This window comes from Prochlorococcus marinus str. GP2 (assembly GCF_000759885.1).
Classification (GTDB): domain Bacteria; phylum Cyanobacteriota; class Cyanobacteriia; order PCC-6307; family Cyanobiaceae; genus Prochlorococcus_A; species Prochlorococcus_A marinus_J.
Genome location: NZ_JNAH01000008.1, coordinates 43,906 through 63,994, shown reverse-complemented (window position 1 = coordinate 63,994; position 20,089 = coordinate 43,906). Strand labels below are relative to the sequence as shown.

Genomic DNA, 20,089 nt, shown 5'->3' with positions numbered 1-20,089 from the left:
GTGGGAGCGGTCGGACTTGAACCGACATACCCGAAGGTGCCGCATTTTGAGTGCGGTGCGTCTACCAATTCCACCACGCTCCCAAGGCTTTTGCAAAAATGAACTTTTTTATTATAACAAAAATCAACTTATTGACTATTGTTTTGGTCAATAAACAGTAATCAAGATAACGATTGTTAATAGCTACTCTTTTCGTTAAAAACGTAGAATTATATTCATTGAATTTGCTGATAATAAAAAAGATTTAAATGCATACTTTAACATATATGTTACAATTATGTAGCAAATATCAAATTAAAAATCTATTTTCGCGAATAAAGCTTCACATTCAGTAATATTATGTTATATTTAAAGAAAAAATTTACAATGTCCAAAACTAAAGCAAAAAAATTATCTTTAAAGTTTGTACCTTATTTTTTCGTCGCCATAACGATTTTTACAGCATTTGGATCTAACAACGGGACCTGGGCATGAATCAATCTAAGTTTGACGGTTTGAATAAAATATGGTCTAACCGTTTTTTGGTTTTATTTTTATTATTTTTAGGTTGTATTTCACTTATTAATATTGCTTACGTTTAAATAGTTAATAATCCACATATTTTTTGCAATTTAGGCTACTTTAAATCGAGGAATATCTGCAGGGTCTGAACTTGTTTTAAATTCCTTATTTGTCGAAGTACTTTTGTTAAACTGTCTGGTTATTTTTATACCCAATATTTTTAGTTTTGATTCAAAATTTTCATAACCTCTATCTAGATGCTCTAAACCATAGATCCTGCTATTACCTTTTGCTATTATCCCAGCAATTATTAATGCAGCTGATGACCTTAAATCTGAGGCAAGTAAATCCATGCCCTTAATTGTTTTTACACCTTTGATAAAAGCTACGTTTTTGTCCAACTTTATATTTGCACCCATTTTATTAAGTAGATGAACATGATTCATTCTGTTTTCAAAAATTGTTTCAGTTATTTTTGATTCACCATTAGCTATTGTCATTAGAGCTGTAAATGGTGCTTGTAAATCAGTTGGGAAACCTGGGAAAGGTGCAGTATTTATATTTACTGCCTTAAGCTCTCTAGGATTTATTGTGATTGAATTACCTTTAATGGTAATTTTACTCCCGCTTTTTCGAAGCTTATTAGTTACTGCTTCAAGATGATTAGGAATCACAGGAGAAATTGTTATTGAGGAGGAGGTTGCCGCAGCAGCTATTAAAAAAGTTCCAGCTTCTATTCGATCTGGTATTACTTTATGAATACAACCACCAAGTTTATTAACACCATCAATAATTATTTTTTCTTTACCAGAGTCGTAAATTTTTGCACCCATTGTATTAAGCATTTGGCATAAATCTTGAACTTCAGGTTCTCTTGCAGCATTTTCAATGGTCGTTCTTCCTTCTGCTAATGATGCTGCCATTATTAAAGTTTCAGTTGCGCCTACGCTTGGGCATTTTAGTTTGATATGAGTACCAATTAATCTACTTTTCTTTCCTTTTATTTTTGCTTTGACAATTCCTTCTTCAATAAGAATTTCCGCTCCTAATGCTCTAAGCCCGTCAATGTGCTCATCAATTGGCCTTGAACCAATATTGCACCCACCAGGCATAGGAACTTTAGCCTCTCCAAATTTGCTTAATAGTGGACCTATACAAAAGAAACTAGCTCTTAATCCATTAACAAGCTCATTTGGAAGTTCTTTAATAGAAATATTTTTTGAATCTATTTCTAAAGTATTGTTTTTTTCTTTTAAATTAACGCCTAAATTCTTGAGAATATTACCCATTTTTTCAATATCAGTAAGACGAGGAACATTCTGAAGAACTATTTTTTCATTAGTTAGTAATGATGCAGCCAGCAAAACTAAGGCCGAATTCTTCGCACCACTTATTTCAACGAACCCATTTAATTTGCCTTGGCCAAAAATCTTTAAATTTTGTGATTTAAGATATGACTTCTTTTTGCTTACGCAAATCATTAAAAATTAATTTATTAGATTCATGATGACAAACGAAAATTAGTAAGTCCACCCTATGTAACGTCTTGAAAATTAATTAAAAGTGAAAATGTATTTTTTTGATTTCTTTGGAAATAAAAATTTAAAAATTATTGATCAAAATATTTATGTAATTAAAATATAGTTGAATACGAATCTTTCAAATTACTCATAGAAAATACTTTTTTAAAAATAACTAGTAAAAACAATAATCTAGTTAAAATTTTTAGATCATTTAAGAGCGGATCCTCTAGCAAAGACAAAGATCTTTTTTGTATAGAGGGGACTCATCTTATTGAGGAATTATTGAAGTCTGGAAATTCCCCCTGCAAAATTTTAGTTACTGAAAAATGGCTCAAAAAAAACCAAAACCTTAGTTCACAGTTTGATCAATCACTAATAAACTTGGTATCTGAAGAGGTTTTAGCTTCTGCGATTACAACTGTTAATCCAGATGGCATCGCAGCATTAGTAGAAATTTCATCAATACCTAATTATCAATTCAATAGTCAAGATAATTTTGTTCTAGTTCTCGATAGGATTCAAGACCCTGGGAATATGGGTAATCTTTTTAGAACTGCTCTAGCTGCTGGAGTTAATGCAATTTTTTTAGCTGGAGGTGCACACCCATTAAGCCAAAAGGTGTTAAGAGCATCAACTGGTGCAGTCTTTCACCTCCCATTTCAAAGATATGAGGGTACTGAAGAAGAAATAATAAATTCTTTATTAAAGTCTTTATCTGAATTATCGAATTTAGGATTTAAGATTTTTTCTACTAGTAGCTATAGTAAAAGTTCAAAAAAAACTTCAAAACCCTACTGGGAAATTGATTGGACTAAGTCTACGGTCTTAATCTTGGGTAATGAGGGGCAAGGTATTCATAAAAAAATTAAAGAAGCTTTTTATGAAACAATTACAATTCCGCATAGTGAGCTTGTAGAATCATTGAATGTGGCTTGCGTTGCAGTTCCTTTATTACTTGAACGAAAAAGAGCCGCATACACCTCTAATACGTAGATAAAGTGACTGATTCAAGTTTTGATTTTGATTTAATCGTTATAGGAGCAGGATATGGAGGTTTTGATGCCGCCAAACATGCTGCCGGTAAAGGACTTAAAGTTGCAATAGTAGAATCTTCTGATATGGGCGGCACTTGTGTTAACAAGGGTTGTGTGCCCTCAAAAGCTCTTTTGGCTGCTAGTGGAAAAGTCAGAGAAATAGCTGATTATGAACATTTAGCTAAACTTGGTATTCATGCTGCCCCAGTAAGATTTGAGAGGTCAAAGATTGCAGATCATGCCAATAATTTAGTTTTAAATGTTAGAGAAAATTTAACAAAAACTCTCAAAAGGAGTGGAGTTGAAATTATTTTGGGTATTGGCAGAATTGAAGGAAATCAAAAAGTAGGTGTAAGAGATAAAAACGGTATTGATAAAATTTTCACTTGTAAGAATATTGTTATAGCAACTGGTTCTTCTCCTTTTGTGCCCCGTGGAATAACTTTGGATAATAGGACTGTATTTACTAGTGATGACGCGGTCAAACTTGAATGGCTTCCAAGATGGATAGCTATTATTGGAAGCGGATATATAGGATTAGAATTTGCTGATGTTTATACGGCGCTAGGTTGTGAAGTTACCATGATCGAGGCTTTGGAAAATATTATGCCAACATTTGATCCAGATATTACAAAAATTGCCAAGAAGAATCTTATTCAATCAAGAGATATTGATACAAAATCAAATGTCTTTGCGACAAAAATAACACCTGGCTGTCCTGTAAAAATAGAACTGACAGATGCAAAATCTAAAGAAGTTCTAGAAACTTTAGAAGTTGACGCTGTTCTAGTCGCAACAGGCAGAAGTCCTAATAGTGATAAATTAAATCTTGAGTCGGTTGGGATTGAAACAGTAAAGGGCTTCATTCCTATTGATGATCAAATGAGAGTTAAAAATGGTGATGAAATAATACCTAATATTTGGGCTGTTGGAGATGTAACAGGCAAACTAATGCTTGCCCATACAGCCGCAGCCCAAGGGACTATTGCGGTTGATAATATTTGCGGTGGTAACGTCGAAATTAACTATAAAAGTATCCCTGCAGCAACCTTTACTCACCCTGAGATAAGTTCAGTTGGACTCTCTGAGGCTGAAGCTAAAGAGTTATCGGTAAAAGAAAATTTCCCTTTGGGAGTTGTCAAAAGTTTCTTCAAAGCCAATTCAAAAGCATTGGCAGAATTGGAGAGTGATGGATTGCTCAAGTTGATTTTCAATAAAGATAATGGGAAAGTATTAGGTGCTCATATTTTTGGGTTACATGCAGCTGATTTAATTCAAGAAATTTCGAACGCTATTTCAAGGAACCAAGATGTAATTGAATTATCTAAAGAAGTTCATACTCATCCCACTCTTAGTGAAGTAGTTGAGGTCGCATATAAACAAGCGGCTTCTCAAATAAAGTAATATCTAAAATTAATGGAGATAAGACGCAGGCCACCAAATCCAACAGTAAGGGTAGAAAATTTAGAATATGCTGTACCTCATAGAGAAGCACAACCAAAAAATATTCTGGAAGAAATTGTATGGCACAAGGACATTGAAATTAAGAATTTTAAAAAAATAGTCTCTTTAGAAGATCTCATCAAAAAGATTGAAAACCTTTCCGCTCCAAAGGATTTTTATAAAAATATCTTGGATTCAAAAATAAAACCAGGAGTAATTGCTGAAATAAAAAAAGCTAGTCCGAGTAAAGGAGTTATTAGAAAAGATTTTAACCCTGCAGACATAGCAATTTGTTATGAAGAATTAGGTGCATCATGTATCTCAGTACTTACCGATAAAAGGTTTTTTCAAGGTAGTTATGAAATTCTCGAAACTGTAAGGAAATCAACTAATCTCCCTCTACTCTGCAAAGATTTTATTATTTCTGCTTACCAGATTTATAAAGCAAGGGTATCTGGTGCTGATGCAATATTATTAATCGCTGCGATTTTAAGTGATGACGATTTAATTTATTTAAAGAAAATAGCTGATAATTTAAAGATGAGCGTGCTTGTTGAAGTCCATAACTCTAATGAATTAGAAAGGATTCTAAAGTTAAAATCTTTTAATTTGATTGGAATAAATAATAGGGACTTAAAGACTTTTAAAACAGATTTAAAAACATCAATAGAATTGATGCATAAATATTCAGATATATTTTTAAAACAAAATATTATTTCCATAAGTGAATCTGGGATTAATTGTGCCGAAGATTTAGAATCGCTTAGATCTATTGGAATCAAGGGAGTATTAATTGGTGAAACTTTTATGAGAGAAACTGATATTGAACAATCGTTCAATAAATTATTTAACTCAATTTAATTTTGATTCCAAATTGTGCTATAAAATTGAATAAAAATAGTTGTTCTGAATATATATGCAAGCTGTAATTTTAACAGGTATAGTTGCAGGATTTGTACATGTAGTTAGTGGTGCTGATCATCTAATTGCAATGGCACCAGCAGCGATTAATAATCCCCAAAAAGCTCTTAAAAATAGTTTCTCATGGGGCTTGGGACACTCTTCAGGTGTCCTCTTGTTAGCTTTTCTAGCGATTTTTATTAAGGATATTGCGCAATTAAACAAAATTTCTAATATTGCCGAATTCCTAGTTGGAATTTCTCTTCTAATTGTTGGAGTATTTGCTGTAAAAAATTCTTTTCAATTAAGTATCCACTCTCATTCCCATAAGCATGAGAATGGAATTGCCCATCGTCACTTTCACTTTCATGTTAAGGAACAAAAAAATAATAATAAGCACTCACATGCTTTGACTGGTTTAGGCTTGCTACACGGTGTAGCTGGAGGTTCACATTTTCTTGCAGTTCTTCCTGCTTTAGCACTACCTTTAACGAGCGCTTGCTTATATTTGATTTCATATATGATTGGTTCACTAATATGTATGAATCTTTTTACTTGTTTAATATCTTTTACCACCTTTAAATCAAGTCAAAAATTTATTAAAAGATTAATAGCTGTAGCAGGAGGGCTTTCCTTTTCTTTGGGATTATTTTGGATTCAAAAAAGTGCTTCCGTTTTTTTGAATTAAAAAATTTTTTAATTTAGGAATAATTAATTTAGAGGTGACAATCCCAATTATTTTTTCGTTATTGATTAATCCAAATTTATTACTATCTTCGCTAAATTCAATATTGTCGCCAATAACCTCAACATTATTTTGATTTACTGAATTTATCCTTTTTATTAGGTTTTTATTTTTAAGTGGATGATTAAAGATAACTATTTGTCGATTTTTAAGAATTGATTTATTCTTTTTATATTTTTTAAAAAATACAATATCACCCTCTTTTAGGTAAGGAAACATCGATTCACCACTAATAATGGCAGTTTTTCTTAAACCTAAAAAAAATAGAATGAAATCAAAAAGACTTTTGAAAATAATTCTGGTTAACTAGCTTTTACAAAAGCGTCTGTTCTTCCTTTTGAAGCCCAGAAAATATTATGAATCTTTTCTACATAACTCATGAGTTCTTCAGCTTGAGCCAAGTCAATATTAACTTTGCATGCACTGCATAATTTGGCAGCCTTCCAAATGGTTTCATGTAAATCTGGATAAGTTTCTAAGTGAACTGGTTTAAAGTAATCTGTCCACAAAATTAGAATTTCTTTCTTTGTTTCTTTTGCTTGCTCTTCTTTAACTGCAACATATCTAGAAAACGTATTACTGTAGGCAGCCCACTCGGTTGAATCAGTGCTAGAAGGAGCTTCTAATGCAATAAGTTTTTTTGTCATTGATAAAACTGCTTCAGCTGCAACTCTTGTAGATGCTGGGTCGTAAACACCACAAGGACCATCACAGTGAGCATGGGCTGTAATTGCGGATTTTTTATCTAGAAAAGAATTGATGAATTTACTTAACATTTCAAATGTCTTGTAATGTATATATTCTACTTGGAGATTAACTAAATTGAAAAGTCTTAGATATTTTTCTTACTTAATTTAATTGACTTTTAATAATTCGACTTCAAATATTAAGGTCGCATTAGCAGGTATTACATTTCCTGCTCCTCTTGATCCATATCCAAGTTCCGGAGGTATTGTTAATTTTCTTTTACCTCCAACTTTCATGCCTGCTACACCTTCGTCCCAACCTTTTATTACTCGCCCAGCACCCAAGGGAAAGCTGAATGGAGCTCTTCCGATACTGGTATCAAATTGTGTCCCGTCTTCTAGAGTTCCTGTGTAATTTACAGTAACTGTTTGCCCAGCACTAGCTTCATCTCCTTCCCCATTAACGATATCTGCAATAATTAGACCACTTTCTGTAGTCCTTGAATTGCTGTCTGATGGTGTTTCTTCTGTCATGGCGAAAAGTATAGGATTTGGATCTGATGGGTCTAGTTCAAATAAATTATTATTTGAAATATTTGATGATTTTGCTAGAGGCTTTTGTTGAATTAATTGATTTTCTGATTCAGCAGCATTAACAACTTGAGGGGAATTAAATTGACTAAAAATTGTTAATGAAACACAAAGAACAAAAACTGCAAAACTGATAAAGACTTCTTTCACTTAGATTTTGAAAGTTACTAAAACTAATATTACAGAATAAAGGTACAATAAATGGGTGATTTGAAATTTAATTTGAAATTTTAGATTGTTAATCCCAACTCAAGTTAAAAGTTTAAAACAATATTTTTACCCATGTTTAGGTGGCATTTTAGGGGGAATTTCTGTTGCAACCTATTTTTGGTTGATTTTTATGCCGATATCATTATTTATTTTATGGAAAGCAAGTGAAAGAAGAATAGCAAATTTTTGTTGGGGTTTTTTCTTTATCTTGATAAGTCATTCTTGGCTTTATGATCTTCATCCATTAACATGGCTAGGTTTTTCATGGCTTGTAAGTTTAATAATCACTATTTCAATATTATTATTTTGTGCTTTTCTGGGAGGTTTATTAGTTTATTTATGGGGTTTGTTAGTTGAAATTATTCTCTGGAAAGAGGATGTTTTTAAAATGAAAACATTACCTTTAGCCGTAAAAGTATTTTTTTTATCTTTGACTTGGGGGATAGGTGAATTGATACTTTCTCAAACACCTTTTTTTTGGATAGGTTTAGGCGAGAGTGTTCTTCCAGGTGATATTTATCTTGCTGGTTTGGCAGGATGGATTGGCGCAAGTGGTTTATGCGTATTACAAATATTGATTGGATTTTGGATATTTTTTTGTCATGGTAGATGGAGAAGAAAGCTTCATTTTAAAAAAATATTTATTTTCGGACTTTTTATTATTTTTTTCTTACATCTATTTGGGGGTTTAACAACTTCAATTAAAAGAAATTATGAATATCCTGTATCTATTTGGCAAACTAACCTCCCAACAAGAGAAAAATTTAAAATAGATGATGAATTTATTAAAGAAAAACAATCTATCGCTCAAAAATATGCTTTAGCCAATCAAGCAAAACTTCTCGTTGCTCCTGAAGGGACTCTGTATAATAATTTTTATTTATCTAAAGGCTTTAAGATTAATACCTTGGCAGGAGGTTTCAGAAATTCTAATAAGGAGTTAAGAAGTTCTTTACTCGGGTTTCAAATTGGAGATAAATCTTTTACCTCATTTATAGATAAAAATAGACTTGTTCCATTAGGTGAAAAAATACCTAGATTTCTAGATAGTTTTTCAAGAGGATTATCTGCAGTAGGAGGAATTCAACCAGGTTCTGATTCAAGATTTTTTGATCCTAAATTTACACCCCCATTAGCAGTGGCTATTTGTTATGAAATTAGTGATGGATTGAAAATAAGAAAGGCTATTAATAGCGGTGCAAAACTAATAATAACTGCAGCAAATTTAGATCCCTATCCAACTAAGCTTTATAATCAATTCCTGTCTTTGGCAAGATTGAGAAGTATCGAAAATAAAAAAGATAATCTACTTGTATCAAACACTGGTCCTTCGGGTTTGGTAAGTGATGATGGGAAAATTATCCAACTTCTGGATTTTAATGTGGAGCAAAATAAAGTAGTTTTCCCTAATTTTTCATCCGAGAAGACTTTCTATACAAAATTTGGCGATAAACCTATTTTGTTATTGTTTATATTTTTTATGGGATTAAATTTCTTTTGGAAAATTAATTAATTAATTAATCCGCCACCTAATAAAATTTCTCCTTTATAAAAAACTGCAGCTTGTCCAGGCGTTACCGAACTTTGACTTTCTTCAAAAATTAATTTAAATGTTGTAGTTGGACTATCAAAATTTTTCAAAGGAATTAAAGTTCCTTTTACTGGATGACTTCTATATCTGATTTGTGCTTCTACTTCAATTTCTTGTTTAGGTTCTTCGATAGAAACCCAGTTAATCTTACTAATTATTGCTTCTCTATTAAATAGATCACTTTTATCTGCTACATAAACAATGTTTTTTACCCTGTCTAGACTTTTTACATATAGTGGTTCCGGCCAAGCGATGCCCAAACCTTTTCTTTGACCTACCGTAAAGTGCTGTATACCATTGTGTATTCCTAGGATTTTCCCATTTACATGCACAATTTCTCCTTCTTTGGGTTCAATGTGTTTGTCGATGAATCTCTGCATTGATCCATAATGCTCAACTAAACATAAATCTTGACTTTCTGGTTTTTGAGCAGTTCTAAGGCCTAATCTCAGGGCTTCCTTTCTTGTTTCTTCTTTTTTCATTTCACCAAGGGGAAATTCTAATCTGCTTAGTACTTCTTGTGAAAGAGAATAAAGAAAATAACTTTGGTCTTTGTTTTCGTCAGCACCTCTGAGAAGAAGGAAGTCATTAAATACAAAGCTCTTGCAATCAAGTGTTTCAGCATAAGATGATTTTTTTATCCTTGCGTAATGTCCCGTCGCAATATGAGTAAAGTCTTTTTTGTTTAATGCGTAATTAAGCATCTCTTCAAACTTCACATTCTTGTTGCACATCGAACATGGAAGTGGTGTGAATCCTTTCTCGTAGCTTTCAGTAGTTTTTTTAATTACCTCTCTTTCGAAAATTTCTCTTGAGTCTATTATTTTATGATTAATTCCCAAATCTTCACAAAGGCCAGCAGCATCTACTAATCCTTCAGAACAACAAGAGCCTTGTCCTTTCATTAGCCAAAGAGTTAGTCCCTCAACATTCCAGCCTTTTTCTACAAGAAGAGCAGCTGAAAGAGAACTATCTACGCCACCAGAAAGACCTACAATAATATTTTTCTTTTTATTAGTTTTATTATTAGTAGAAAAACAGTTCTCTGATTTTTTATCCTTTTGTGTCTTTAACATGGAAGTTTAAATTTTTGAACAGTACCTAAATTGCTTTGTACTAATTATGAACGAAATTGTATGGCCAACAATTGACTCAAAACATTTAATTGTTGATTCAATGCAAATGTTGAAATTAGAGAAAGAAATGTTTTCTGATGGAATGCCACAAGAAGCATTGATGGAAAAAGCAGGTATCCAAATTAGTAGATGGCTCTTAAAAAAGAAACCTCTTCTCAAGCATGGAATAACTGTTTTTATAGGCCCTGGGCATAATGGTGGGGATGGTGCGGTAATAGCTAGAGAGCTTTTTTTGAAAGGTTTTTTAGTAAAGGTATGGTGTCCATTCCCTATAAAAAAAACATTAACAATCAACCATGTTAATTATCTTACATCTATTGGCGTCACAAAATTAGTAGAGCCCCCTGATGCAAATGGAAAAGAACTTTGGATTGATGCAGTTTTTGGTAATAATCAAAAAAGAAAAGTCGATAATACATTAATAAAACTTTTTAATCAAAAATTTTATAACAAATATGGCAAAGTAATAAGTATTGATATTCCAACAGGATTATGTCCTGATAAAGGAGAGCCTTTTTTAGGTAACGCAGTAAAGGCAGACCATACCTTGGCTATTGGTCTTCATAAGATTGGGTTGACGCAAGATTCAGCTTTACCTTTTATTGGAGAATTGCACCATATCGATATTGGGGTGCCTATTTATAAGCTACTCAAGATTGAAAAAAAAGTTTTTAAGGTTACTTACAAAGATTTAAAAAATATTGACTTACCTTCTTTACCAAAAAATTCCAACAAATATAAAAGAGGCAGAACATTATTAATAGCCGGAAGTGAAAAATATCCTGGCGCTGCATACTTAGCATTAAAAGGGGCCATATCAAGTGGAGCAGGTTTTATTTCCGCTGTTCTGCCTGAGTTGGTTGCTGAATCTATTTGGCAAGTGGCTCCTGAAATAGTTTTAAAGGGAACTATGCAATCTAATCAAAATGGAAATGCTTCTTTATATAGTGCATTAAAAAATATTGATTTAAGTGCATTTGATTCAGTAGCTGTTGGCCCAGGAATAGGAATTGATAATGATGATTGGCAAAAATCAAAAGACTATCTTATTAGTTATGGAGGATTATTGATATTGGATGCAGATGCACTTAATAGAATTTCGGAATCTAAGTTAGGGTCAAAATTCTTCTTAGAGAGAAAATTTAATACATGGATTACACCACATAGCAAAGAATTTCGAAGATTATTCCCTGATATGAAATCTGATACCAACTTAAGGTTAGCTGGCGATGCCGCAAAAGAATTTAATATTAGTATTCTATTGAAAGGTGCTAATAGTGTAATTGCTAATAACAAGAAAGCATGGCAAATTTTTGGTACTGATTCTCACACAGCTAGAGCTGGATTAGGTGATCTTTTAACTGGATTTTTAGCTGGCATATCTGCGATTGATTTAACCTTCAGTAGAAATGTACCAACTGATTTTTTTGCTAAATACGTTCTTTTACATTCATTCGCTGCATCAAAGTGTAAAACGGGGTCAAATGCATCTGCTATTGGTGATGAGTTGTCAAAAATAATGAGAAATGGGAAAACGAGACAAATATCTTGAAAGAAACAATTAAAGAGAGTTATTTCTAGTTTTAAACACATAAAGATGCAATTGTTACATCAAATCTGAAGCGCGCATTAAATATTTGGCTTTTTTCAAAAAAGTATAGGAAAGTTTTAATACCTCCTTTAGGTCAAAATTATGGTTTCTTCAATACCAGCTCAAACAGAACCACGGAAAAGAAGAGGTAACGATCCGATCAGCTGGTATTTGCAAAATATCGGCAGAGTCCCTTTGCTAACACCTGCTGAAGAAATTGAACTGGGTAATCAAGTCCAGAAAATGATGATTCTTACAGAAGATGGCACATTGAATGAAAAAATTAAAGAATTTACGGCTCATCAAAAAAGAACAATAAAAATTGGCAGAAGAGCCAAGGAAAGAATGATGAAAGCTAATTTAAGATTAGTAGTCAGTGTAGCAAAGAAATACCAAGGTAAAGGACTTGAACTTCTTGATTTAGTTCAAGAAGGATCGCTTGGATTGGAGAGGGCTGTAGAAAAATTTGATCCTACAAGAGGTTATAAGTTTTCTACTTACGCCTTTTGGTGGATTCGACAAAGTATGACAAGAGCAATTGCTTGTCAATCAAGAACGATTCGCTTACCAGTTCACTTAAGTGAAAGGCTAGCATCTATAAGAAAAGTTAGTAGGGATTTGGCTCACAAACTTGGTGCCATGCCAAGCAGAATTGAAATTGCAGAAGCAATGGAAATTGATGTAGAGGAATTAGATTCTGTTTTAAGACAAGCTTTATCAACAAGTAGTTTAGATGCTCCAGTTAATGGTGATGATGGTAGGAGCTTTTTAGGTGATCTAATCGCAGATAGTAATAATGAAGAGCCTTTAGATCAAGTTGAACAGAAAATGCATCAAGAGCAACTTGGGAAATGGTTAAGTCATCTAAGCGAACAAGAGCAGCATGTTCTTAAACTAAGGTTCGGATTAGATGGAAATGAAAGACATACACTCGCTGAAATAGGAAGATTATTAGAAGTTTCTAGGGAAAGAGTTAGACAGGTTGAACTTAAGGCATTAAGAAAATTAAGAAATTTAACAAGAAAATTACCTAGCGGTATTTAACTTAATCCTCCGCCCAAATATATTTAGTTAATTCCTGTGAAGGTGGTTCAGGAGCCTCTAAAGCATTTTTAACAGATTCTGATATCTCTTTGTCTATTTTCTTTTCGATATTTTTTAACTCATCTTCCGTGGCAAATTTACCATCAATAATTTCTTGTGCTAACTTTCTTATAGGATCTCTTTTTCCCCAAAACTCCTTCTCTTTCTCGGATCTTAATTCATCTGGATCAGCAAGAGAATGTCCTCTGTATCTATAAGTGAGGCATTCTAAAAGTGTCGGCCCATCTCCTGCTCTAGCTCGCTCAATCGCTCTTTGTGCTGCTCCTCTGACAGCTAAAACATCCATTCCGTCAACTTCCTCACCATGCATTCCAAAAGCAGAAGCTTTTCTCCAGATTTCTGGATTACTAGTTGCTCTATCGTGAGCCATACCTATAGCCCATTTATTATTCTCAACAACAAAAATTATGGGTAATTTCCATAATTGGGCCATATTTAAACATTCAAAAAACTGACCATTATTACAAGTCCCATCTCCAAAGAATGCTGCAGTTACTGCATCACTGCTATTATTGCCAACAACTTCCTTTTTATATTTACTTGAGAAGGCTGCTCCTAAAGCAACTGGGATTCCTTCTCCAATAAATGCGTATCCACCGAGTAAGTGATGCTCTCTTGAAAATAAGTGCATAGACCCACCTCTGCCTTTACTACATCCTGTAGCTTTTCCAAAAAGTTCACTCATTACTTCAAAAGATGGAACACCTGCACTTAATGCATGTACATGATCGCGGTAAGTACTGCAAAACCAATCATGTTTCTTTTTCATGGCACCAATTACCCCAGTGCTTATAGCTTCTTGACCGTTATATAGATGTACGAAACCAAACATTTTCCCCCTGTAGTACATTTCTGCACACTTATCTTCGAATCTACGACCAAGTGTCATATCCTCATAAAGAAATAATCCGGATTCTCGATCTAATTCGGCTTTTTTTATGTCTTGAAGATTTGAGATTCTCTCTACGGGTGTTTCCAAGAAAAATACCTTAATGAAGTTTTGATTTGTTAACATTCTAAGCTGCGAAGGTCTAATTTCATGATTTTTTTTAATAACTCTGTAAGACCATATGAAAAAATTTTTTAACTTGATAAAATTTGTCTAAGATTATCAATAGGATATTTGTTTGGAACTTCCTTTAGATCATTTTCGTTTAATTGGCGTAAGCTCCTCTGCATCATCTGAGGAGATATTAAGGGCATTTCAATTGCGTTTGGATAAAACGCCTGATGAAGGATTTACTTATGAAGTTTTAACTCAAAGGTCAGAGTTGCTTCGCCTAACTGCAGATTTGCTTACAGATCCAGAGAGTAGAAGGGAATACGAAAATTTATTACTCGATGGTGTATCTGGATTAGAGTTTTCTTCTAATAGAGAAGTAGCGGGTTTAATACTTCTTTGGGAATCAGGTTCTCCAAAAGAAGCTTTTAAAATTACGAGAAAAGCTTTACAGCCCCCACAAACACCAGCTTTAGGAAGTAGTAGAGAAGCTGATTTAACTTTATTGGCTGCTTTAACTGCTAGAGACTCTGCAATTAAAGAACAACAGCTTAGATCCTATTCAAACGCTGCAGACTTTTTACATGAGGGTATACAACTTCTTCAAAGAATGGGAAAGCTCGTAGAAAGAAGGAAGGATCTTGAGGAAGACTTAGCTTCCCTTCTTCCTTACAGGATCCTAGACCTACTTAGTAGGGATCTAAATGATCAGGAGTCTCATGCTAAAGGTTTAAATATGTTGGAAAATCTAATTATTAAAAGAGGTGGCTTAGAAGGTAATAATAAATCTGAATACGGAAATTATCTAAATCAGAGAGAATTTGAAGCTTTTTTCCAACAAATAAAGCCATATTTGACAGTCCAAGAACAGATAAATTTGTTTCTTGAATTACAAAAAAGAGGATCGTTAGAAGCGGGTTTTATGGCCTTTCTATCCATGACAGCAATTGGGTTCGCTAGGAGAAAGCCGGAAAAGATATTTGAAGCGAGGAGAATTTTAAAGAAATTAAATTTATCAGGTCTTGACTCAATGCCTCTTATGGGTTGTTTAGATTTGCTTTTAGCAGATATAGATCAAGCCACCGCTAGGTTCTCTAGCAGTTCTGATGAAAACTTAAGAGATTGGCTTAATAATTATCCAGATAATAAGTTAGAGGCTATATGTAGTTTCTGCAAAAATTGGTTGGAGAATGATGTTTTAATTGGTTATAGAGATATTGAATCAAAAGAGGTCGACTTAGATTCTTGGTTTGAAGATAATGAAATTCAAGAATTTATAGAAAAATTAGAAAAAAAATCAAATAAATCTTCATTTAAATCAAATCTTCAAAACCAAAGGATTAAAGAAGATTCTTCGACAAAAATTACTGAAGATTTTGAAAGTGATTTAAATAATGTCGAGGAAGGAAGTTTACCTTGGCCTGGTGGTATAAAAAAAGAATATGAAAAGCTAGATACCCAAGAAAACAAAATTAACGATGAAATCTTCATGAATAAACCAATAGAGGTTTACAAATATTTAATTGAAAAAATTGCTGAATTAAAATTTAGTTTTGGTGAATTTCTAAAGGAGAAAGATATACTTAGGCGGTCACCCTATACAATTTATTTATACGCTTTTTTTATCCTATTTACACTTGGGATTGGTATTGGATTCTTAAGAAATAATTTTAAAAAATCACTTCAAGATAAAGCTGTAATTGATAAACCTTTAATAGCTTTAGATGAAAATCAAAATAGAAGTAATAAAGATATTAATCAAGAGATTAAAATGAAATCTACAAATGAATTAAATTCTATTAATGAGAAGCCTATTGCAACCAATCCCACTCGATTTAAAGAGTTAACTGAAGCATCACCTTCTTTAGAAGAGATAAGAAAATTAATTAATGTATGGTTAACAAGTAAAAGAAATTACTTAGCTGGAAAGAGTGAAATTAATCTTTCTAAGATTGTGAGAAATGGCTTAATTGAAAGAACAATCGAAGAGAGAAGGAGTGATATCAAAAAAGGTATTTATAAAGAAATTAATTCCAAAATACTCAATATAGATTTGGAATCTCAAACTTCCTCTAGGATAGTTGTTTTAGTTGAATTAAATTATCTAGAGAGAGTAATTAAAAATTCTGGAGAATTAATTAATGAAACTTCATTGTCACCGCTGAAAGTTAAATATATTTTGGGTTTTTCCAAAAAATCATGGAAATTGGTGGATTTTGTAAGTGGCTTGTAATTATGAACTTTGAGATCGTTTATAATAGTTAAAAATACTTTTGATAATGTTTGATGAACTTTCATCACGCTTTGAAGATGCTGTAAAGGGTTTAAGAGGCGAAGCAAAAATTAGTGAAAATAATATTAATGATGCCTTGAATCAGGTCAAAAGAGCACTGCTTGACGCTGATGTTAGTTTGTCTGTAGTAAAAGAGTTCATATCAGATGTAAAAGAAAAAGCTATTGGAGAAGAAGTGGTTAGGGGTGTAAATCCAGGTCAAAAATTTATAGAAGTTGTAAATAAAGAATTGATAAATATTATGGGAAATGAAAATTCTCCATTAAACGAAAATAAAAATAACCCCACTGTTATCTTAATGGCCGGTCTTCAGGGAGCTGGTAAAACAACTGCGACAGGAAAATTAGGCCTTTATTTGAAGGAAAAAGAAAAGAAAGTTCTTTTGGTGGCTGCAGATATTTATCGACCAGCAGCAGTAGAACAACTAAAAACATTAGGAAGTCAATATGAATTAGAAGTTTTTTCAGCTAAAGAAAAAAATAGCAAACCAGAAGAAATAACAAAGGATGCATTGAATTATGCGGGTGAGAATAATTTTGACTCAATTATTATTGACACTGCTGGAAGATTGCAAATTGATGATTCTATGATGAGTGAAATGATTCGGATAAAAGAGGTTTCTAATCCTGATGAAGTTTTACTTGTTGTTGATTCTATGATTGGACAAGAAGCTGCTGACTTGACAAAGTCATTTCATGAAAAAGTAGGAATTTCAGGGGCGATACTAACCAAGTTGGATGGCGATTCAAGAGGAGGCGCCGCTTTATCAATAAGAAAAATAAGCGGTAAACCAATCAAATTTATTGGTGTGGGCGAAAAAATAGAGGCGCTACAACCTTTTCATCCAGAAAGAATGGCCAGCAGAATCTTAGGCATGGGTGATGTCTTGACACTTGTTGAAAAAGCTCAAAAGGAAGTTGAGCTTGCTGATGCAGAAGCTATGCAAAAGAAGCTTCAAGAAGCAACTTTTGATTTCAATGATTTTGTTAAGCAAATGAGATTAATTAAAAGGATGGGATCTCTAGGTGGATTGATAAAACTAATCCCTGGAATGAATAAAATTGATGATGGGATGATAAAAGATGGAGAAGATCAATTGAAGAAAATAGAATCTATGATCTCCTCAATGACTCTTGAGGAGAAACAGAAACCTGAGGTTCTTGCTGCACAACCATCAAGAAGACAAAGGATCGCTAAGGGTAGTGGTTATCAAGCAAAAGATGTAGATAAAGTATTAGCTGATTTTCAAAGAATGAGAGGTTTTATGAAACAAATGTCGAATGGAGGAATGCCAGGAATGGGAGGAATGCCAGGAATGGGAGGAATGCCAGGAATGGGAGGAATGCCAGGAATGGGAGGAATGCCAGGAATGGGAGGAATGCCAGGAATGGGTGGAATGAGTGGTAATAAACCAATAAAAAAACAAACCAAAAATAAGAAGAAAAAAGGGTTTGCTGATTTATAGTTTCTAAATTATTCCCGTTAAATGATATTATTGTTTAAAACGCATTGATTTAAGATGATTAAATTGCGCCTTAAGCGCTTTGGGAAGAAAAAAGAGGCAAGTTTCAGAATTGTTGCATGCAATAGTACTTCCAGGAGAGACGGCAAACCTTTGCAAGAACTAGGCTTTTATAACCCAAGAACTAAAGAAACTAGACTCGATACGGAAGCTTTAAGGAAAAGACTTACTCAAGGTGCTCAACCAACTGATGTGGTGAGGACTTTATTAGAAAAAGGAGGGTTATTAGAAAAAATAGAAAGACCCTCTATCGCTATAGGGAAGGCAAAATTAGAGAAGGAAAAAGCAGCTAAGGCTAAATCTAATGACTCAGAAAGTGATACTAGTAAAGCTGAAAGCGATAGTATCCAAGCTGAAAGCTAGTGATTTGATAAATTTTTATTCTTTATTCAATAATTAAATGAAAGAAGTTTCCAAAACTGGTCACTTCACAATTGATTTGCCAAACACTGATGCTGCTACAGCGTTATCAGGTCCCGGCAATTCTTTCTTGAAAAAGTTTGAGTCTCTCACGGGAGTTTCTTTAACTATAAGAGGCTTGCAACTTGAGATGAACGGTGTCATATCTAAGATTGAGAGAGCATCCGCATTGGTTGAACTGACAAGACCAATTTGGGAACAAGGATTAGAAGTGCCAGAGGTAGATCTTAAAGCGGCTTTGAGTTCTCTAAATATGGGAGAGTCATCTTCACATGCTGAACTTGGGAAAAAAGTTCTTGCGCGTTCCAAAGAAGGAAGATATCTAAGACCAAGAACTATAAGGCAAAAGGAATATGTTGAATCAATTGAGAACTTTGATCTTACCTTCGCAATTGGTCCAGCAGGAACTGGGAAGACATTTTTGGCTACTGTTTGTGCCGCAAGATTATTAAATGAGAAAAAAATAGAAAAAATTGTTTTAACCAGACCAGCTGTAGAGGCTGGTGAAAGTTTAGGATTCCTGCCTGGAGATTTGCAACAAAAAGTAGATCCATACTTAAGACCACTATTTGATTCTTTACATAGTATTTTCGGATTTGATAGAACAAATTCGCTTATAGATAAAGGAATTATTGAAGTTGCTCCTTTAGCATTTATGAGAGGCAGAACCTTGGATAATTCTTTGGTAATTCTAGATGAAGCACAAAACACTACTTGCTCTCAAATGAGAATGTTTTTAACCAGATTAGGTGAGAGATCAAAAATGGTTGTAAATGGAGATGTTACTCAAATTGATTTAAAAAAAGATCAGGAAAGCGGCCTCATTGAAGCATCAAGAATATTTTCTGAAACCGAAGGTATAAAATTTTGTTATCTAACTGTTGAAGATGTAGTTCGCCATCCTTTAGTTCAGAAAATTATTGAGGCTTATAAATAACTTTATAACTCTGGAGATCCGTACCCTGAAATTTGAAAAATCAAGTAGAATATAACCATGTTTAATAAAAAAAATGCCAGCAAGTAGTAATTTCAATCAAGCTATTCGTGAAGCACAAACTAGTTCAATTGTTGGACCTAATGTTGTTCAAAAAGCTCTACCTTATGTAGGTGGAGGTATGGTCCTAACCTCTTTAGGTGTTTTAGCAGGTGTCTCACTTATAGCAACAAACCCAGGTCTTTTCCAGCCCCTATCAATAGTCGCCTTAATTGCGGAATTAGTTTTGTTTTTTGTAGCTACAAGTGCAGCAAATAATGCAAATAATGCAAAAGCTCTGCCATTGCTAACAGGATTTAGTTTGCTAACTGGATTTACCTTAAGTGGAATAGTTGCTTTAGCAATAGGAACAATTGGGATTGGTTCAGTTGGAACAGCTGCCTTAGCTACTGGTATAACTTTCGTTATTGCCTCTTATACTGGCCAAAGAATGAGTGATAGTGTTGGTCAAGCACTAAGTGGGGTAGTTGGTCTTGGATTGATAGGACTGCTTATAGCAATGTTTGTCCAATTAATTGGTGGATTCTTTGCTCCAGGAGTTTTTGGAGGTTCAGGACTCGAATTGATAATTGCAGGATTTGGAACTGTCTTGTTTGTTGCAATGTCTTTCGTTGATTTCTATACAATGCCAAGAAGATACAATGACGATCAATACCTTGCAGGGGCTTTAGGTATGTATCTAACTTATATAAATCTTTTTGTTTTTATATTAAGATTAATGATTGCACTACAAGGTGGTGGAAGAAGAGATTAAATAAATTATTTAAATTTCCAAATTAAAGCGTAGAATTTTTTCTACGCTTTT

At 33.4% G+C, this 20,089-nt stretch carries 18 protein-coding genes and 1 tRNA gene; 12 read left to right on the top strand and 7 right to left on the bottom strand.

What is annotated here, in order from left to right; genetic code table 11:
- Position 1: 1 nt before the first annotated feature.
- A tRNA-Leu gene (locus EU91_RS02055) sits at positions 2-83 on the bottom strand.
- A 528-nt stretch (positions 84-611) separates the two neighbouring features.
- Entirely contained in the window at positions 612-1,982 is a 1,371-nt protein-coding gene (murA, locus tag EU91_RS02060) for a UDP-N-acetylglucosamine 1-carboxyvinyltransferase (protein WP_032524888.1), read from the bottom strand.
- Positions 1,983-2,141: 159 nt separating this feature from the next.
- Here murA and EU91_RS02065 point away from each other — a divergent pair, with 159 nt between their 5' ends.
- The 4 genes from EU91_RS02065 to EU91_RS02080 are packed head-to-tail and all read left to right on the top strand — an operon-like array spanning position 2,142 to position 6,089.
- Complete coding sequence (locus EU91_RS02065; RefSeq protein ID WP_342503435.1) at positions 2,142-3,017, top strand: TrmH family RNA methyltransferase; 876 nt, start codon at positions 2,142-2,144, stop codon at positions 3,015-3,017.
- Positions 3,018-3,022: 5 nt separating this feature from the next.
- A complete protein-coding gene (lpdA, locus tag EU91_RS02070; protein ID WP_032524886.1) occupies positions 3,023-4,462 on the top strand; it encodes a dihydrolipoyl dehydrogenase in 1,440 nt (479 codons plus the stop codon).
- Between the two features lie 12 nt (positions 4,463-4,474).
- The gene (gene trpC, locus EU91_RS02075; protein WP_032524885.1) at positions 4,475-5,362 is read left to right on the top strand and encodes an indole-3-glycerol phosphate synthase TrpC; all 888 of its coding nucleotides are present in this window, start codon (positions 4,475-4,477) and stop codon (positions 5,360-5,362) included.
- Positions 5,363-5,417: 55 nt separating this feature from the next.
- Positions 5,418-6,089 (top strand): hydantoin utilization protein A, encoded by a 672-nt coding sequence (locus EU91_RS02080; RefSeq protein ID WP_032524884.1) that lies wholly within the window; start codon positions 5,418-5,420, stop codon positions 6,087-6,089.
- On the opposite strand, the gene sodX is transcribed toward EU91_RS02080, so the two are convergent.
- The 3 genes from sodX to EU91_RS02095 form a co-directional block, all read right to left on the bottom strand.
- The gene (sodX, locus tag EU91_RS02085; RefSeq protein ID WP_072012904.1) at positions 6,048-6,440 is read right to left on the bottom strand and encodes a nickel-type superoxide dismutase maturation protease; all 393 of its coding nucleotides are present in this window, start codon (positions 6,438-6,440) and stop codon (positions 6,048-6,050) included. The two genes, EU91_RS02080 and sodX, sit on opposite strands and share 42 nt — an antisense overlap.
- An 8-nt stretch (positions 6,441-6,448) precedes the next feature.
- Positions 6,449-6,922 (bottom strand): superoxide dismutase, Ni, encoded by a 474-nt coding sequence (gene sodN / locus EU91_RS02090; RefSeq protein WP_032524882.1) that lies wholly within the window; start codon positions 6,920-6,922, stop codon positions 6,449-6,451.
- A 78-nt stretch (positions 6,923-7,000) separates the two neighbouring features.
- Positions 7,001-7,573 (bottom strand): FKBP-type peptidyl-prolyl cis-trans isomerase, encoded by a 573-nt coding sequence (locus EU91_RS02095; RefSeq protein WP_032524881.1) that lies wholly within the window; start codon positions 7,571-7,573, stop codon positions 7,001-7,003.
- Between the two features lie 85 nt (positions 7,574-7,658).
- Between EU91_RS02095 and EU91_RS02100 the strand changes: the two genes are divergently transcribed.
- Positions 7,659-9,146 (top strand): acyltransferase, encoded by a 1,488-nt coding sequence (locus EU91_RS02100; RefSeq protein WP_032524880.1) that lies wholly within the window; start codon positions 7,659-7,661, stop codon positions 9,144-9,146.
- Here the strand turns inward: EU91_RS02100 and mnmA are convergent.
- Positions 9,143-10,300 carry a tRNA 2-thiouridine(34) synthase MnmA gene (mnmA, locus tag EU91_RS02105; RefSeq protein ID WP_032524879.1) on the bottom strand — a complete coding sequence of 386 codons (1,158 nt, stop codon included), beginning with the start codon at positions 10,298-10,300 and terminating at the stop codon, positions 9,143-9,145. The two genes, EU91_RS02100 and mnmA, sit on opposite strands and share 4 nt — an antisense overlap.
- A gap of 46 nt (positions 10,301-10,346) precedes the next feature.
- On the opposite strand from mnmA, the gene EU91_RS02110 reads away from it, so the two are divergent.
- Both EU91_RS02110 and EU91_RS02115 read left to right on the top strand, forming a co-directional pair.
- Complete coding sequence (locus EU91_RS02110) at positions 10,347-11,912, top strand: bifunctional ADP-dependent NAD(P)H-hydrate dehydratase/NAD(P)H-hydrate epimerase (RefSeq protein WP_032524878.1); 1,566 nt, start codon at positions 10,347-10,349, stop codon at positions 11,910-11,912.
- A 141-nt stretch (positions 11,913-12,053) separates the two neighbouring features.
- The gene (locus EU91_RS02115) at positions 12,054-12,995 is read left to right on the top strand and encodes an RpoD/SigA family RNA polymerase sigma factor (RefSeq protein WP_032524877.1); all 942 of its coding nucleotides are present in this window, start codon (positions 12,054-12,056) and stop codon (positions 12,993-12,995) included.
- 1 nt (position 12,996) lies between these two features.
- Here the strand turns inward: EU91_RS02115 and pdhA are convergent, their stop codons facing one another.
- Positions 12,997-14,070: a pyruvate dehydrogenase (acetyl-transferring) E1 component subunit alpha gene (gene pdhA, locus EU91_RS02120; protein ID WP_032524876.1), complete on the bottom strand. Its 1,074-nt coding sequence runs from the start codon at positions 14,068-14,070 to the stop codon at positions 12,997-12,999.
- 112 nt (positions 14,071-14,182) lie between these two features.
- Between pdhA and EU91_RS02125 the strand changes: the two genes are divergently transcribed.
- The 5 genes from EU91_RS02125 to EU91_RS02145 all read left to right on the top strand — a co-directional run bounded on the left by EU91_RS02125 (position 14,183) and on the right by EU91_RS02145 (position 20,038).
- Positions 14,183-16,288 (top strand): IMS domain-containing protein, encoded by a 2,106-nt coding sequence (locus EU91_RS02125; RefSeq protein WP_032524875.1) that lies wholly within the window; start codon positions 14,183-14,185, stop codon positions 16,286-16,288.
- A gap of 46 nt (positions 16,289-16,334) precedes the next feature.
- Entirely contained in the window at positions 16,335-17,813 is a 1,479-nt protein-coding gene (gene ffh / locus EU91_RS02130; protein WP_032524874.1) for a signal recognition particle protein, read from the top strand.
- Positions 17,814-17,867: 54 nt separating this feature from the next.
- A complete protein-coding gene (rpsP, locus tag EU91_RS02135; RefSeq protein ID WP_032524873.1) occupies positions 17,868-18,233 on the top strand; it encodes a 30S ribosomal protein S16 in 366 nt (121 codons plus the stop codon).
- A 37-nt stretch (positions 18,234-18,270) separates the two neighbouring features.
- Entirely contained in the window at positions 18,271-19,227 is a 957-nt protein-coding gene (locus tag EU91_RS02140) for a PhoH family protein (protein ID WP_032524872.1), read from the top strand.
- A gap of 73 nt (positions 19,228-19,300) precedes the next feature.
- Positions 19,301-20,038: a Bax inhibitor-1/YccA family protein gene (locus EU91_RS02145; RefSeq protein WP_032524871.1), complete on the top strand. Its 738-nt coding sequence runs from the start codon at positions 19,301-19,303 to the stop codon at positions 20,036-20,038.
- Positions 20,039-20,089: the final 51 nt, after the last annotated feature.